The sequence below is a fragment of the Streptomyces spectabilis genome, from assembly GCF_008704795.1.
GTDB lineage: Bacteria > Actinomycetota > Actinomycetes > Streptomycetales > Streptomycetaceae > Streptomyces > Streptomyces spectabilis.
This window is the reverse complement of sequence record NZ_CP023690.1, coordinates 5,210,384-5,226,362: the sequence shown is the minus strand read 5'-3', so window position 1 is coordinate 5,226,362 and position 15,979 is coordinate 5,210,384. Positions and strand designations below refer to the sequence as shown.

The following is a 15,979-nucleotide window of genomic DNA, read 5'->3' as shown; positions in this document are numbered from 1 at the left end:
CCGATGCCCTCCTTCCCGACGACCAGCGTGCAGGAGGCGCGCGCAGCTCTCGCAGGCCGCCTGCGAGAGCTGCGCCTGGACGCCGGGATCACCGGCAGGGAACTCGCGCGCCGCTCCGACTGGTCCGTCGCCAAGTCGTCCCGCATCGAGAACGCTGTTACCGCCCCTTCAGACGCGGATGTCCAGGCCTGGTGTACGGCCTGCGACGCCGCCGACCAGGCTGCGGACCTGATCGCGGCCAACCGCCAGGCCGACTCCATGTACGTCCAGTGGAAGCGTCTCCAGCGGAGGGGCATGAAGCAGCTGCAAGAGGCTTCGACCGCCCGATACGAGCGCACCCGCCGTTTTCGGGTGTACGCCTCCCACGTGATCCCCGGCTACCTTCAAACGCCTGGCTACGCCACAGCCCTCATGAGCACGATCGCCGCCTTTCGCGGCACCCCCGACGACGTGAGCGAGGCCGTGAAGGCGCGCATGGAGCGCGCGCGTGTACTCCACGAAGGAGATCGCCGGTTCGCGACCCTCATCGAGGAGAGCGTCCTGCACCACCGCGTCGGCGATACGGACGTCATGGCAGGCCAGCTCGGGGCACTGCTCGCCGCGATGGCGTTGCCCTCCATGTCCCTCGGGATCATCCCCGCCACCGCGCCGCGAGAACAGGTCATGTGGCCGCTGGAACAGTTCACGATTTTCGACGACGCACGCATCCACGTCGAGCTGCTCGCCGCGAAAGTCACTGTCACAGCTCCGGGGGAACTGGACATCTACTTACGGGCCTTCGCGCGGCTTTTCGATCTCGCTGTCCATGGAACCGAGGCACGAGCCCTGATCTTGCGATCCATCGAAGCCCTGCACTGAGGGACAGCTCGCCCCCGGGGCCCTGGTGGAGGATGTCCGCCCGCAAGTCCCCGGGGCGACGATCACTGTGGCGGGGCCGAGCGCTGTCTCACGGATGTGTCACAGATTCCGTCGACACACTGCGGAAGAGGCGCCCATGTAGTGGGCTTATAGGGACTCGGGGGCGTCGCGCGGACCATGTGGACGGTACGTAGACTCCTCGGTCTGTTGCACGGCGGTACACGCACAGTGGCCGTCTGAAAGTGGCTGGAACTGGGGGAGGACGGCGCCGCGATGGCCATGGAGAAACTGGGTCCGGGCGAACCGCAGCGGATAGGCGCCTACCGCCTGCTCGCACGGCTCGGCGCGGGTGGCATGGGGCAGGTGTACCTGGCGCGTTCCGGCAGGAACCGCACGGTCGCCGTCAAGCTGGTGCGCGAGGAGCTCGCCGCGCAGGAGGAGTTCCGCAGCCGCTTCCGGCAGGAGGTGCAGGCCGCGCGGCGCGTCGGCGGCGCGTGGACGGCGCCGGTGCTCGACGCCGACACGGAGGCCGCGATCCCGTGGGTCGCCACGGGGTACGTCGCCGGGCCCTCGCTGCAGGCCGTCGTCTCGCACGACCACGGCCCGCTGCCCGAGCGCTCGGTGAAGATCCTCGCGGCCGGGCTCGCGAACGCCCTCAAGGACATCCACGCCGCCGGGCTCATCCACCGCGACCTCAAGCCGTCCAACGTCCTGGTGACCATCGACGGGCCGCGCGTCATCGACTTCGGGATAGCCAGGGCCCTGGAGACGGTCACCGACGGCGGCCTCACGCGCACCGGCGCGCTCGTCGGATCTCCGGGGTTCATGGCACCCGAGCAGGTGCGCGGCGACCGCGTCACCGAGGCGGCGGACGTCTTCTGCCTGGGGTCCGTGCTCGCGTACGCCGCGACGGGCGCGCTGCCCTTCGGCACGGCCAACAGCGGTGTGCACGCGCTGATGTTCCGCATCGCCCAGGAGGAGCCGGACCTGGAGCCGGTGCCGGAGTCGCTGCGCGACCTCGTCAAGCACTGCCTGGCCAAGGCACCGGAGGACCGGCCCTCCTTGGACGACGTCCTGGACCGTACGGGCGCCGGGAACACGGTCTTCGAGGGGAAGTCCCGGGATCCGTGGCTCCCCGGCGCCCTGGTCGCCCAACTCGGGCGGCACGCCGTGCAGTTGCTGGAGGTCGAGGACCCGGAGGCGGAGACCTCGGATGCGGGCGGGGCCGGGGCCGCGGCAGAGGCCGTGCCCGACGGACCGCGGCCGTCCGCGGAGAGCACACCGCCCCCGCCCGCGAACCCTCCCGCCACCCCGCCCGCGGCTCCCGGGCAGCCCGACACCCCGCCGCCGCCCGGCGTGCCGGGACAGGGCTCGGTCGACCGCCTGCCGACCATGGTCAGCGGGGCGCCGCCCGCGCCCCTGCCCGCCGCGCCCGCCGTCACGGCCGCGCCGCCGCCGGTCCCCACCCCGGCCTACGCCTACCCCCACCAGGCCGCGGGGCCCGTGGGGCCCGCCGCGTACGGCTATCCGCACCCGCAGGGGCCGTACGGCACCGGCACCGGCACGCCCCCGTACGGCCCGCCGCCGCTCGACCCGCCGCGCCGCAGCGCCCGGTCCACGGCGCTGCTCGTCGCCGTGGCCGTCATAGTGGCGCTCGGCGCGGGCGGCACGGTGTACGCGGTGATGAAGGGCGACGGCGACCCCAAGGCGCGCGGCGACAGCAAGAACCGCGAGAGCTCCGCTCCCACCACGCCGGGCACCCCGTCCGACTCGGCGGAACCCGCCTCGCCGACGCCGTCCGCGTCCGCGTCCGACGAGGACACCGTGCCGGACAAGTACCTCGGCACCTGGAACGGCACGGTGTCCGGCGAGGCCGGGACCAGCACCCGCCGCCTCACCATCCAGCAGGGCGAGGTCGGCGACACCGTCCTGTCCCTGACCGCCGACGGCCCGCTCAAGGGCGGCGGCACCTACCACTGCGTGTTCCAGGGCACCTTGACCTCCGCGTCCGACAGCGAACTGCGCATCTCCAGGACCCAGGTCACCGTGGGCCCGCCCCGCACCTGCGAGCCGGGCGCCCCCAGCGTCGTCAGCATCCTGCCGAGCGGCGAGCTGCACCGGGTCAACACCGACGGCGGCAAGGCGCTCACGTACACCAAGGGCTGACCGGCTCGCGCGACCGGGCCGCCGCCCGCCCCCCGTCGGTCGGGCGGCGGCCCTGCCACCCGGCGATTCCAACCCGCCGCGCCGTTGTCCCGCACCCCCTCCGCGTGCCCCGGGACAAAACAGGTTTTGGCTCGCTCACGGCTTCCGCGGGGCCGGGCTGCGGAGTTGGGTGGGTGCCCATCACGCACGTACGGGGGCACACGCGGGGGGATGCGTCGTGGGACGTCGCGAGAAACCGATCGATCCGGCGGCGGGACCCGTGGAGCGGTTCGCCCACGAGTTGCGCGCGCTGCGCCGCGGGGCGGGCGCGCCCACGTACCGGGCGATGGCCGCCGACTCCGCCTACTCCGCCACCACCCTCGCCTACGCCGTCGCGGGCGAGAAGCTGCCGTCGCTGCCGGTCGCGCTCGCCTATGTGAAGGCCTGCGGCGGCGACCCCGGCTGGTGGGAGCGGCGCTGGCGCGAGGCCCGCGTCGAGGAGGCCGCGCACGGGCCCCGCGACGACGCCCAGGACGCCGATCCGCCCTACCGGGGGCTCGCGCGCTTCGACACCGGGGACCAGGAGCGTTTCTTCGGCCGCGACCGGCTCACCGCCGAACTCGTCTCCCTGGCCAGGGAACACCGCGTCACCACCGTCTTCGGCCCCTCCGGCAGCGGAAAGTCGTCGCTGCTGCGCGCCGGGCTCATCCCCTGTCTGCGGCAGCCCGCGTCCGGCGCGCCCCGGCCCGCCGCGATCCGCGTCCTCACCCCGGGGCCCCGGCCCGTGCGCACCCACGAGCGGCTGTTCGCGCCGGCCCCGGGCGACGGCGACACCTGGCTGGTGGTCGACCAGTTCGAGGAGGTCTTCACCCTCTGCCACGACGCGGGCGAGCGGCAGGAGTTCATCGACCGGCTCGTGTCCGCCCGCACCCCGGTCCTGCGCCTGCGGGTGGTGCTCGGCGTGCGCGCCGACTTCTACGGCCGCTGTCTGCAGCACCGCGGGCTCGCCGACGCCATCCGCGAGGCCAACCTTCCGGTGGTCCCGATGAGCCCCGCCGAACTGCGCGAGGCCATCGTCCGACCGGCCGCCGCGCACGGCCTCATCGTGGAGCGCGCCCTCACCGCCCGGCTCATCGAGGAGACCCTGGACGAGCCGGGCTGTCTGCCGCTGACCTCCCACGCGCTCCTGGAGACCTGGCGCCGCCGCCAGGGCCGCACCCTGACGATGGCCGCGTACGAGGCGTCGGGCCGGGTCACCGGCGCCCTGGCCCGCACCGCCGAGGACCTGTACACCCAACTGCCCGAGGACCAGCGGGAGTCGGCGCGCCGCATCCTGCTCCGTCTGATCACGCCGGGCGACGGCGTGCCGGACACGCGGCGGCCGGTGCGCCGGGCCGAACTGGACGGCGGGGACGGCAGGGACGGCAGGGACAGCGGGGACGGCACGGACACAGTGGGCGCCGCAACGCCCGCCGCCCGCGTCCTGGACCGGCTCGCCCGCGCCCGCCTGGTCACGCTCGACCACGACACCGCGGAGCTGACCCACGAGGCCGTCATCACCGGCTGGCCCCGGCTGCGCGCCTGGATCGACGAGGACCGCGAGCGGCTGCGCTGCCACCGCCGCCTCACCGAGGCCGCCGAGGCCTGGCGGGAACTGGGCCGCGACGCCGGGGCCCTGTACCGGGGCACCCGCCTCGCCACCGCGGACGAGCACTTCCCGAAGGCCCGCACCCACCCCGAACTCACCCCACTGGAACGGGACTTCCTCGCCGCGAGCACCGCCGCCCGCGACCAGGAGCAGCGCGCGGCGGCCCGCGTCACCCGCCGCCTGCGCCGGTTCACCGCGGCCCTGTCCGCGCTGCTCGCCCTCGTCCTCGCCGCCACCCTGATCGCCTGGCAGCAGAGCCGCGACAGCGACCGCGAGCGCGACCGGGCCCGCGCCGCGCAGCGCGTGGCTCAGTCCCGCCAGCTCGCCGCGCAGTCCGCGGCGCTGCTCGACAGCGACCCCGACCTGGCCGCGCTGCTCGCGGTGCGGGCCCACCGCACGGCTCCCACGCCGGAGGCCGCGGGCAGCCTCTACGCCGCCGCCGAGCTGCCGCTGCGGCGCCGCTTCACCGCCGCCGAAGGACCGGTCCTCTCGGTGGCGGTGAGCCCCAGCGGGCGCACCCTCGCCACCAGCGGCTACGACGGCGTCGTACGGCTGTGGGACGCCACCACCGGCCGGCTGCGGGCCGACCTCAGCAGCGAGACCGGGGACGTCCACTCCGTGGCGTTCAGCCCCGACGGACGCACCCTCGCGGCCAGCGGCGACACCCGGGTCCGGCTGTGGAACGTCACCACCGGCACCGTGCGCCGGGCCTTCCCCCGCCACACCGACGCGGTCTTCACGCTCGCGTTCAGCCCCGACGGCCGCACCCTCGCGAGCGGCAGCGACGACGGCACCGTACGCCTCTCGGACACGGCGACGGGACGGACCCGCGCCACGCTCACCGGCCACGAGGGCGAGGTCTCCAAAGTCGCCTTCGGCCGCGGCGGGCGCACCCTGGCCACCAGCGGCGCCGACCGGACCGTACGCCTGTGGGACACGGCCACCGGCGAGCCGCGCGGCACGCTCCGGGGCCACCGCGGCGAGGTCTCCGCCGTCGCCTTCAGCCCCGACGGGCGCACCCTTGCCAGCACCGGCTACGACCGGACCGTACGGCTGTGGGACGCGGCGCGGCGGCGGACACGGGCCGTCCTCAGGGGGCACACGGGCGAGGTCTCCACCGTCGCGTTCAGCCCCGACGGGCGCACCCTGGCCACCGGCGGCGCCGACCGCACGGTACGCCTGTGGAACCCGGCCGACGGCCGCACCCGGACCGTCCTGACCGGCCACACCGCCCCCGTCTCCGGTGTCGCCTTCGGCCCGGACGGGCACACCCTGGCCACCAGCGGCTACGACAGGACGGTGCGGCGGTGGGACACGGCGCCGCAGACCCCGCGCACCACGCTCACCGGGCAGGGCGCCCCGGTCTCGCTCGCCGCGTACAGCCCCGACGGGCGGATTCTGGTCACGGGCGGCACCGACGGGAGCGTACGCCTTTGGAACGCGGCCACCGGCCGCACGCGCGCCACGCTCACCGACCGCACCGGGCCGGTCCTCGCGGTCTCGTTCAGCCGGGACGAGCACACCCTGACGACCGTCAACGACACCCAGCGGGTGCGGCGGTGGGACGTGGCCACCGGCAGGCCGCGCAGTACGTCCGTCGACAGCGCCGAGGCCGTGGTGGCGGCGGCCATCAGCCCGGACGGCCGGACCCTCGCCGTCGTCACGGGGCAGCGCACGGTCCGGCTGTGGGGCGTGGCCGCGGGCCGGGCCAGGACCGAGCTCGACCACCCGGGGGCGGTCCTCGCGCTCACCTTCAGCCGGGACGGGCGGACCCTCGCCACCGGCAGCGCCGACGGTTCGGTACGGCTGTGGGACGTCGGCAGCGGCACGCCGCGGGCCACCCTCACCGGGCCCGCCGACGCGGTCGGCGCGGTCGCGGTCAGCCCCGACGGCCGCACGGTGGCCGCGGGCAGCGACGACGGGACGGTACGGCTCTGGGACACGGCCACGGGCCGCACCCGGGCCACCCTCACCGACCGCACGGGCCAGGTCCTCGCGGTGGCCTTCAGCCCCGAGGGCCGCACCCTCGCCGGCGGCGGCGCCGACGGCACGGTACGGCTGTGGGACACGGCCACAGGGCACCTCCGCGCCCGGCTCAGCGGGCACACCGAGTCCGTGCGCGCGGTGGCGTTCAGCCCCGACGGACGGACCCTGGCCACCGGCGGCGAGGACGCGAGGGCCCGTCTGTGGCGGACCGACCTGCCCACGCCGGCCGGGGCGGTCCGGCGGATCTGCCACGCGGTCGGCCGCGACCTGACCCGGCAGGAGCGCGCGAGCTACCTGCCGGACCAGCGCCGCGGCCGTGGCTGCCAACAGCTGTCAGCAGTCGCCAGTCGCTAAATGAACGAGTTGATCTCGATCGTCTCGTCCCGGCCCGGACCCACGCCGATCGCGGAGATCGGGGCGCCGGACATCTCCTCCAGGGCCTTCACGTACGCCTGCGCGTTCTTCGGCAGGTCGCCGAAGGTCTTGGCCTTGGTGATGTCCTCGGACCAGCCCGGCAGCGTCTCGTAGATCGGCTTCGCGTGGTGGAAGTCCGTCTGGTTGTACGGGAGCTCCTCGACGCGCTTGCCGTCGATCTCGTACGCGACGCAGACCGGGATCCGCTCCCAGCCGGTGAGGACGTCCAGCTTGGTGAGGAAGAAGTCCGTCAGGCCGTTCACGCGGGTCGCGTAGCGGGCGATCGGGGCGTCGAACCAGCCGCAGCGGCGGTCACGGCCCGTGGTCACACCGCGCTCGCCGCCGATCTCGCGCAGCGCCTCGCCGTCCTTGTCGAACAGCTCCGTCGGGAACGGACCGGCGCCGACACGGGTCGTGTACGCCTTGAGGATGCCGATGACGCGGCTGATCTTCGTCGGACCGACGCCGGTGCCCGTGCAGGCACCGCCCGCGGTCGGGTTCGACGAGGTGACGAACGGGTACGTGCCGTGGTCCACGTCCAGGAGCGTGCCCTGGCCGCCCTCGAACAGGACGACCTTGTCGTCGTCGAGCGCGTTGTTCAGGATCAGCGTGGTGTCGGCCACGTACTGCTTGATGTTCTCGCCGTGCTCCAGGAGCTGCTCGACGATCTGCTCCGCCTCGATGGCGCGGCGGTTGAACACCTTGGTGAGCAGCTGGTTCTTCTGCTCCAGGGCGGCTTCGACCTTCTGCTTCAGGATCGACTCGTCATAGAGGTCCTGGACGCGGATGCCGGTGCGGTTGATCTTGTCGGCGTACGTCGGGCCGATGCCGCGGCCGGTCGTACCGATCTTCCGCTTGCCGAGGAAGCGCTCGCCGACCTTGTCCACCGTCACGTTGTACGGCGTGATGATGTGCGCGTTTCCGCTGACCAGCAGCTTCGACGTGTCGACGCCGCGCTCGTTCAGACCGCTCAGCTCGGAGAGCAGGACCGACGGGTCGACGACGACACCGTTACCGATGACCGGTACGCACTCCGGCGAGAGGATTCCGGAAGGGAGAAGGTGCAGCGCGTACTTCTGGTCGCCTACGACGACCGTGTGGCCGGCGTTGTTGCCGCCCTGGTAGCGCACTACATAGTCCACGGATCCACCGAGCAGGTCGGTGGCCTTTCCCTTGCCTTCGTCACCCCACTGAGCACCGAGCAGCACGAGTGCGGGCACAGGCGTACACCCCTTCCGGGCGGGGCATGTCCAAGGTCAGGGGCCGTAGCCGCCGTATGGGTGTGCCTTGGATGCTGCCCCGGAATAGACGAAGCCCCTGGCGCAATAGCGCAAGGGGCTCTTGCACAAAGATGCTACCCGAGGACTAAAGAAAGGGCGCACGTGTCGGCTCGCGGCCCGCGCGATGACCTCATCGTGATCATCGACCCGGTCGCCCGGCGCACGGACGGCGAGTCCGTACGCATCGCCAAGGACGTGCTTGGCGCGGGCGCGGCGCTCAAGCTCGTTCTGCCCGAGGGGCCCGAGGAATTCGCCCGCGCCCTGGCCAGGCGCGGCACGCGGCGCCCGGTCGTGGTCGGCGACGACGCGGCCCTGCGGCGGGCCGTGGCCGTCCTGCACCGGGAGCGGGCGCTCGGCGCGACCGACCTGGCCGTCGTGCCCGTCGCGGGCGGCGCCACCGGGGTGCGGCTCGCCCGCGCCCTCGGCGTGCCCGCCGGGGCCGTCGCCGCGGCGCGCACCGTGCTCGACGGGGTGCCCCGACGGCTCGACCTGCTCGTCGACGACCGGGACGAGGTCGTACTCGGCGACGTGCGGATCCCGTCCCTCGGCGCGGGCCTCGCCGACGAGCCCGGCGCCGAGCGGCACGGGCACGCCTGGCTGCGGACCTGCCAGTCCCTCGTCCGCACCCTCGGCGCCCGGCCCGCGGCGGGCCGGGCCGGGCCCTCCCGGCTGCGCGTCGAGGCCGACGGGGTGACCCTCGTCGACCTCGACCAGCCCGTCGAGGGCGTGTCCGTGGCCACGGGCGGCGGGGGCCTGGCCCGGGTGGAGGTGCGGCCGTCGTCCGTCGGGGCCGGGGTCGCGCCCGTGGGGGCGCGGGCCCGCTCCGTGACGGTGTCGGGGCCGGACTTCCGCTACCGCGCGGACGGCGCGACGGCGGGCCCCGTCCGCACCCGCACCTGGACCGCCCGTCCCCAGGCCTGGGGGCTCACCCTTCCGGCGGACCTGCGGGCCTAGGCTCGGCCCGCTCGTGCGCGGTCCGCCCTGGGCCGGGCCCCGGCGCCCCGGGGCCTGCGCTCCGCGCCGCCGGGGTGGCCCCACCCACCCGCCCCACCGGTTCGACTCCCTCGGGCCGGAGCGCCCTGGCCCGGGGCCTGCGTCTGCTGCGGGGCGCTTGCGGTGGCCCCCACGCTGGTGCCCCGGCGACAGCGTGCTTGCGCTCCGCGCCGCTGGGGTGGTCCCACCTACCCGTCCCACCGGTTCGACTCTCTCGGGCCGGAGCGCCCTGGCCTGGCGGGGCCCGACCGCGACGCGGGGCGCTCGTGGGGGTGCCACCCGCGCTTCTGCCCTGGCGACAGGGGGCTGCGCTGCGCGCCGCCGGGACGGTCCCACCCACCCGCCCCACCGGGCCGAGTCCCCCGGGCGGCAGGGCCCTGCCTGGCGAGGCCCGCCCCCGGACGCGGGGGGGGTGCCTGCGGCTGGCGCCCTCGCTGCCCGCCCGGCCCAGCTGGGCCGGGGCCCGGCGCGGGGCGCTACCGCGCAGTGGACGGCCCCGCCGCTACCGCGGCGCGTGCTTTCCCACCCTCCCACCCGAAACTCCCGAGCTTCGCCTGCCGGGCCCCACAGCCCCCTGTCGCGGGCGGGACCGCCCCCGCTCCGCGCGGCTGGGGCCCGTGGTGCCCTCACGGTCCCCCACCCGGGTGGGGGCGGGTGGCGGGACCACCCTCGGCACCGCACAGCCAGACCCGGTCCGGGGCGTTTGCCGGTGGTGCCCAACAGGTCCCCACCCCGGACGGGGCGGGTGGCGGGACCACCCCGGTTCCGCACGGCCAAGCCCCCGCCCCAGGGCTTGGCCGTCGTGCCCCGCAGACCCCCACCCCAGGCGGGGGCGGGTGGCGGGACCACCCTCGGCTCCGCACGGCCAGGCCCGGCGCGGGGCGTTTGCCGGTGGTGTCCCGCAGGTCGCTGCCCCGAGTGGGGGCGGGTGGCGGGACCACCCCGGTTCCGCGCGGCCGGGGCCCCCGCCCCAGGGCTGCCCTCGTGCCCCGTAGACCCCCACCCCAGGCGGGGGCGGGTCGCGGGACCGCCCTCGGCACCGCACGGCCAGGCCCGGCGTAGGGCGCTTGCCGGTGCTGCCCAACAGGTCCCCACCCCGAGTGGGGGCGGGTGGCGGGACCACCCCGGTTCCACACGGCCGGGGCCCCCGCCCCAGGGCCTAACCCTCGTGCCCCGCAGACCCCCGCCCCAGGTGAGGGCGGGTGGCGGGACCGCCCTCGGCACCGCACGGCCAGGCCCGGCGCGAGGCGTTCGCCGGGGGTGCCCAACAGGTCCCCGCCCCGAGTGGGGACGGGTGGCGAGACCGCCCGCGTAGTACTTGCGACGGACCCCTGGGAACCCGTCTCGGAGGGGACGTCCGGGGGGTGGCGGCCCCCGTACCGTCTTAGGCGTGACCGAGAAAACGCGCAGCCCAGAGTTCCACCTCGCGCAGAACGCCCTCCAGGGACTGCGGGCCGATCTGTTCCAGGACGTGTTCGCCTACCGGCCGCTGCAGCCGCTGCGGCGGGAGGCCGCGCGGCTGCCGGGGCGGGCGGGACAGGCCTCGGTGTGGCTGCCGCACGGGCTCGTGGCCGGGCTCGCGCTGCTGACCCTGTTCGTCGCGTACGCGGGCGGCTTCGGCGGCTGGGACGTGCGGGGGGAGTTCGCGTGGGCGCTCACCGGCTTCCTGCCGGCGGGCGCGGTGCTGCTGACCCTGGCGCGGCCGGTGCTCGCCTGGTGGTGCTCGCTCGGGATGACCCCGATGATGCTGGTCCTGAGCGGCGGCGGCTGGGCACCGTGGCCCCCCGGTTCGATCGTCGGGCACACGGCGGTGATGGCGGTGGTCGCGGCGCGCACCCGGCCGCGCACGGCGGCGTGGATGTGGGTGCTGACCGCCCTGTACTCGATGTTCGCCGAGGCGACCGTCGCCTGGGACTCGAACTCGGTGCAGATGCTGATGTTCAGCGGCGTCGTCGTCGCCATCGTGACGCTGGTGTCGGCGAACCGGGACGCGCGCCGCGAGGTCGTCGCCGAGCGCACCGTGACCGCCGTCGAGCGGGACAAGCGCACGCTCCTGGAGGAGCGCACGAACATCGCCCGTGAGCTGCACGACGTCGTGGCCCACCACATGTCGGTCGTCGCCATCCAGGCGGAGGCGGCCCCGTACCGCGTGCAGGACCCGCCGCCGGAGCTCGCGCAGGCCTTCGCGACGATCCGGGAGAACGCGGTGGTCGCGCTGACCGAGCTGCGCCGCGTCCTCGGCGTCGTACGGGCGGAGGACTACGAGGCCCCCGACGCCCCGCAGCCGACGCTCGCCGATCTGGACCGGCTGATCGCCAACGTGCGGGAGACGGGCCTCGTCGTGGAGAAGGCCGTGACCGGGGGCGTGCGCGAGCTGCCGCAGGGCGTCGAGCTGTCCGCGTACCGGATCGTGCAGGAGGCGCTCAGCAACAGCCTGCGGCACGCGCCGGGGGCCACGGCCCGGGTGGAGATCGGGTACGTCATCGGCGGCCTCGGCCTGCGGATCGTGAACGGGCCCGCGACCGGGCTCGTGAAGCCCTCGCCGGGCGCCGGGCACGGGATCACCGGGATGCGGGAGCGCGTCGGCATGCTGGACGGGGAGATGACGGCCGGTCCGACGGCCGACGGCGGGTACGAGGTGACGGTGTTCCTGCCCGTCCCGGTGGCGGCGGCCCCGGGCGCGGCCGAGGGGGAGGCCGCGTGAGCGGCGAGGCCATCCGCGTGCTGATCGCGGACGACCAGATGATGGTCCGCGAGGGCTTCTCCGTGCTGCTCAACGCGATGCCCGACATCGAGGTCGTCGGCGAGGCGGTGAACGGCCGCGAGGCCGTGGAGCGGGTGCGTGAACTCGCCCCCGACGTCGTCCTCATGGACATCCGCATGCCCGAGCTGAACGGCATCGAGGCCACGCGCGAGATCGTCGCCGCCGACGGCACCACCACCAAGGTCCTCGTCCTGACGACCTTCGACCTCGACGAGTACGTGTACCAGGCGCTGCGCGCGGGCGCGTCCGGCTTCCTGCTCAAGGACGCCTCGGCGCAGCAGCTGGCGGACGGCGTCCGGGTCGTCGCCTCCGGTGAGGCGCTGCTCGCGCCGAGCGTGACGCGCCGGCTGATCACGGAGTTCTCCCGGCTCGCGGACCGGCCGCGGCCCGCAGGGACCGCGCAGGCGCAGGCCCAGTACGGGGAGCTGACCGAGCGCGAGACGGAGGTGCTCGTGCTCATCGCGCAGGGGCTCTCCAACGCGGAGATCGCCACGCGGCTCGTCGTCGCCGAGTCCACCATCAAGACGCACGTCAGCCGGGTCCTGGTGAAGCTCGGGCTGCGCGACCGCACCCAGGCCGCCGTGTTCGCGTACGAGGCGAGGCTGGTCACACCCGGGTGAGCGCGGCTAGCGTCCGTCCATGGCCGACGCAGCTGATGTGACCGAGGTGTTCGCGCCCTCGTCGGACGCCTTCCTCGCGGATCCCTACCCCGCCTACGCGGAGCTGCGCGCCCGCGGGCGCGTGCTCCACTACGGGCCGAGCGACCAGTATCTGATCCCGCGCCACGCGGACGTCGCCGCGCTCCTGCGCGACCGGCGGCTCGGCCGGACCTATCTGCACCGGTTCAGCCACGAGGAGTTCGGGCGGGTGGCGCCGCCCGCCGCGCACGAGCCGTTCCACGTCCTCAACGATCACGGCATGCTCGATCTGGAGGCGCCCGCGCACACCCGCATCCGCCGTCTGGTCGCGAAGGCGTTCACGCCCCGGACGGTGGAGCGGCTGCGCCCGTACGTGGAGGGGCTCGCGGACGACCTGGTGCGCGGCCTCGTCGCGGACGGCGGCGGCGATCTGCTCGCGCGGGTCGCGGAGCCGCTGCCCGTCGCGGTGATCGCCGAGCTGCTCGGCATCCCGGAGGGCGACCGGGACCCGCTGCGGCCGTGGTCGGCGGACATCTGCGGGATGTACGAGCTGAACCCGGGCGAGGCGGCGGCCGCGCGGGCCGTGCGGGCCTCGGTCGAGTTCTCCGCGTACCTGCGGGAGCTGATCGCCGAGCGGCGCGTCCGTCCCGGGGACGATCTGCTCACCGACCTCATCGCCGCCCACGAGGAGGGCGACCGGCTCAGCGAGCAGGAGCTGGTCTCCACCTGCGTGCTGCTTCTCAACGCCGGGCACGAGGCCACCGTCAACGCCACCGTGAACGGCTGGCACGCGCTCTTCCGCCACCCCGGGCAGCTGGCCGCCCTGCGCGCGGAGCCGGAGCGGCTGCTGCCCACGGCCGTGGAGGAGCTGCTCCGCTACGACACCCCGTTGCAGCTCTTCGAGCGGTGGGTGCTGGACGACATCGAGGTCGGCGGCACGGTGATTCCCCGGGGCAGCGAGGTGGCCCTGCTCTTCGGCTCGGCGAACCGGGACGGGGCGGTCTTCCCGGCCCCCGACGCCCTCGACCTGTCCCGCCCCCGGGACGCCAACCCCCACATCTCCTTCAGCGCGGGCATCCACTACTGCATCGGCGCCCCCCTGGCCCGCCTCGAACTCGGCGCCTCCCTACGGGCCCTGCTGCGCCGGGCCCCGGGGCTCCGCCTCGCGTCCGAGCCGCCCCGGAAGCCGGGCTTCGTGATCAGAGGCCTGAAGGGCCTGCACGTGACGATGTGAGGGCCGGTCGGGACCGGTGCGGAACCCTGGCGTCCCCGTCGGGCCGCTCCCGCCCACCCGCCCCCGCCCCGGGCACGGCTGAACCCTGCGGGCCCGTTCAACCCCCTGCCCACAGCGGGGGGGCGTGCACCCGCGCGGGGTGGTCCCACCCTCCGCCCCCACCGCCCGGGCACGTGGCCCCGGGCAGGGGGCACCACGCGCAGGGCTTCACACCGAAGCCAAGCACCATCAGACGGGCCGGTCCCACCACCCGCCCTCACCCAGGCAGGGTTCCACGAGGCGCCACCAGCGAGCGCCGTGCGTCGGGGCGAACTGGCGAAGGATCCTTCGGTCGTCCGGGGTCACATTCGCTGAGCAGCTACCGCCCCTGTGTACGTCTCCTTCGTGAGGTCGTCATCATCGATGCCGAGTTCGGCGAGCACGGCCCGGATGTCTGTCAGGGCATCGCCCAACTCGGCTTCCTCCACGAGTGTTTCCACCTCCAGGAACACGCCGTCGAGTTCGGGGACGCGTACGAGAGTCGCCAGCATCTGCCGCCCTCTCGCCTCGAACTCGTAGTTGCAGCAGTGCTTTTCGAACGCGATGACCACCACGTGGCCAAGGCCCCGAAGAATCGCGTGCGCTGCTTCCACGCCCTCGACGAGGATCTCGTGCTCCGGCTTGGATCCGGACGCCTCATCGACCGACGCGTCCTTGAACGTCAGCACCGTGCGCGTGCTCTCCGGCCCGTGCACCGTACGTACGCGCAGCTCCTGGTCCGCCGCCTCCAGCGAGCCGTCGGGCCGGTCGTAGTAGGTGTCCCGGTACACCTCAACGCGAGCGGGCGCCCGCTTGTCCAGTTCGCCCATGACTGTCTCCGGCGCGCGCACTCGCGCCTTCAGCTCGGCCTCGATCACCGGTTCCCCTTCCGTCAGACAGTGCGCTGCGCGCCGTCGATGACCGCCTCGAACATCCTGCGGAACCCCCTGAAGAGCGGTCCGTGTGGCGTCGCCATCACCTTGTACGTCGCCGACTCATGCCCTTCCCACCCCTTGTCGAACGCACCCACGAACATCACATCGCCCGTCCGGATGAGGCGCCAGGTCGGCAGCATGCCGTACCGCCACACACTGATGTCGCAGGTGTCCGCCAGCTCCCGCAGCCGCGCCTCGGTGAGCCGGACCCCCGACGCCAACGACTCTGTGGACTCGCCGATCTCGGCTGCCCGCCGCGCTAGGGCCGCGCTGTCGGGATCGAGCAGCGCGACCCGGACCCGCAGCCCTTTGCCACCTTGATCTCGCGGGAGGCAGGCACGAAGCAGGCTGTCGTTCAGCCCGACCAGGCCGAGGCCGCGTACGGCCAGCACGTCCAACTCGTCGGTTTCATGGGCCAACTGCTGGATCTCTTCGGCTGCCGACCTTTGTGCCGCGTAGACCCGCACGACCTCTGGGAAGGCGGCCAGGTCGAAGGCGGCACCCCCGCTGCGCTTCTCGCGACCGGCGGCCAGCCCGAGAAGGTGGCGAGCGTCGTCGGGCATGTGCAGGCCGTCGGCGATCCGCTCGTACACGTCGAGCCTGCTCACCTCACGCCGACCGTTGATGATCTCGTTGACGCGGGCCTGCGTCATCCCGACGGCCGCTGCGATACGGGCTTGGCTTGCTCCCGTGTACTGCTGCACGTACCGGAACACAGCTCCTATGGCGCGACCTCTGAGGGCTTCCCGTACCTCGGCGCGCTCCCACGCCCAATCCGGTAACTCAATGGGCCCCGACGCGATCGGCATCGCACTCCCTGCTCACCACGAGATGGAAAGTCATCCCACCGTGAGATTACCGGCAGGGGATCGAGCAACCACGTTGCGTCACAAGATCCTGGCCTGACTACGAAGGACCCCGGCGACCGAGCGACCGACCCCGGGGCGTGGCCGACTACCGAGGAGTCGACATGGGCGAGAGTGCGGCCCCCGTGCCAGCGCCGAGAAGCAACGACCGGGCACGGGGCCTACCGAACGATCCCGCGTGTCGAGCGATCCCCTGCCGG

General features: G+C 74.2%; 10 protein-coding genes. 7 read left to right on the top strand and 3 right to left on the bottom strand.

Annotated features, from left to right (window positions below; all coding sequences use genetic code 11):
* The first annotated feature begins 3 nt into the window (after positions 1–3).
* The 3 genes from CP982_RS22860 (at position 4) to CP982_RS22850 (ending at position 6,991) form a co-directional block, all read left to right on the top strand.
* Positions 4–858: a helix-turn-helix domain-containing protein gene (locus CP982_RS22860; protein ID WP_150512231.1), complete on the top strand. Its 855-nt coding sequence runs from the start codon at positions 4–6 to the stop codon at positions 856–858.
* 279 nt (positions 859–1,137) lie between these two features.
* The gene (locus tag CP982_RS22855; RefSeq protein ID WP_150515652.1) at positions 1,138–3,024 is read left to right on the top strand and encodes a serine/threonine-protein kinase; all 1,887 of its coding nucleotides are present in this window, start codon (positions 1,138–1,140) and stop codon (positions 3,022–3,024) included.
* A gap of 217 nt (positions 3,025–3,241) precedes the next feature.
* Complete coding sequence (locus CP982_RS22850; protein ID WP_308294310.1) at positions 3,242–6,991, top strand: WD40 repeat domain-containing protein; 3,750 nt, start codon at positions 3,242–3,244, stop codon at positions 6,989–6,991.
* Here the strand turns inward: CP982_RS22850 and CP982_RS22845 are convergent.
* The gene (locus CP982_RS22845) at positions 6,988–8,271 is read right to left on the bottom strand and encodes an adenylosuccinate synthase (RefSeq protein ID WP_150512230.1); all 1,284 of its coding nucleotides are present in this window, start codon (positions 8,269–8,271) and stop codon (positions 6,988–6,990) included. The genes CP982_RS22850 and CP982_RS22845 overlap by 4 nt on opposite strands.
* A gap of 162 nt (positions 8,272–8,433) precedes the next feature.
* Here CP982_RS22845 and CP982_RS22840 point away from each other — a divergent pair, with 162 nt between their 5' ends.
* The 4 genes from CP982_RS22840 (at position 8,434) to CP982_RS22825 (ending at position 13,960) form a co-directional block, all read left to right on the top strand.
* Entirely contained in the window at positions 8,434–9,285 is an 852-nt protein-coding gene (locus CP982_RS22840) for a diacylglycerol kinase family protein (protein ID WP_150512229.1), read from the top strand.
* 1,429 nt (positions 9,286–10,714) lie between these two features.
* A complete protein-coding gene (locus CP982_RS22835) occupies positions 10,715–12,028 on the top strand; it encodes a sensor histidine kinase (RefSeq protein ID WP_150512228.1) in 1,314 nt (437 codons plus the stop codon).
* Positions 12,025–12,708, top strand: coding sequence for a response regulator (locus CP982_RS22830; RefSeq protein ID WP_150512227.1), 684 nt, complete (start codon positions 12,025–12,027; stop codon positions 12,706–12,708). Before CP982_RS22835 ends, CP982_RS22830 begins: the two co-directional genes overlap by 4 nt.
* Before the next feature lie 19 nt (positions 12,709–12,727).
* Positions 12,728–13,960: a cytochrome P450 gene (locus CP982_RS22825; RefSeq protein ID WP_150512226.1), complete on the top strand. Its 1,233-nt coding sequence runs from the start codon at positions 12,728–12,730 to the stop codon at positions 13,958–13,960.
* 341 nt (positions 13,961–14,301) lie between these two features.
* Here the strand turns inward: CP982_RS22825 and CP982_RS22820 are convergent, their stop codons facing one another.
* Positions 14,302–14,856 (bottom strand): class IV adenylate cyclase, encoded by a 555-nt coding sequence (locus CP982_RS22820; RefSeq protein WP_150512225.1) that lies wholly within the window; start codon positions 14,854–14,856, stop codon positions 14,302–14,304.
* A gap of 14 nt (positions 14,857–14,870) precedes the next feature.
* Positions 14,871–15,722 (bottom strand): helix-turn-helix domain-containing protein, encoded by an 852-nt coding sequence (locus CP982_RS22815; RefSeq protein ID WP_150512224.1) that lies wholly within the window; start codon positions 15,720–15,722, stop codon positions 14,871–14,873.
* Positions 15,723–15,979: the final 257 nt, after the last annotated feature.

Coding starts and splice junctions, on each gene's coding strand:
- CP982_RS22855 (WP_150515652.1), top strand. CDS start 1,138: ATGGAGAAACTGGGTCCGGGCGAACCGCAGCGGATAGGCGCCTACCGC.
- CP982_RS22815 (WP_150512224.1), bottom strand. CDS start 15,722: ATGCCGATCGCGTCGGGGCCCATTGAGTTACCGGATTGGGCGTGGGAG.
- CP982_RS22825 (WP_150512226.1), top strand. CDS start 12,728: ATGGCCGACGCAGCTGATGTGACCGAGGTGTTCGCGCCCTCGTCGGAC.
- CP982_RS22860 (WP_150512231.1), top strand. CDS start 4: ATGCCCTCCTTCCCGACGACCAGCGTGCAGGAGGCGCGCGCAGCTCTC.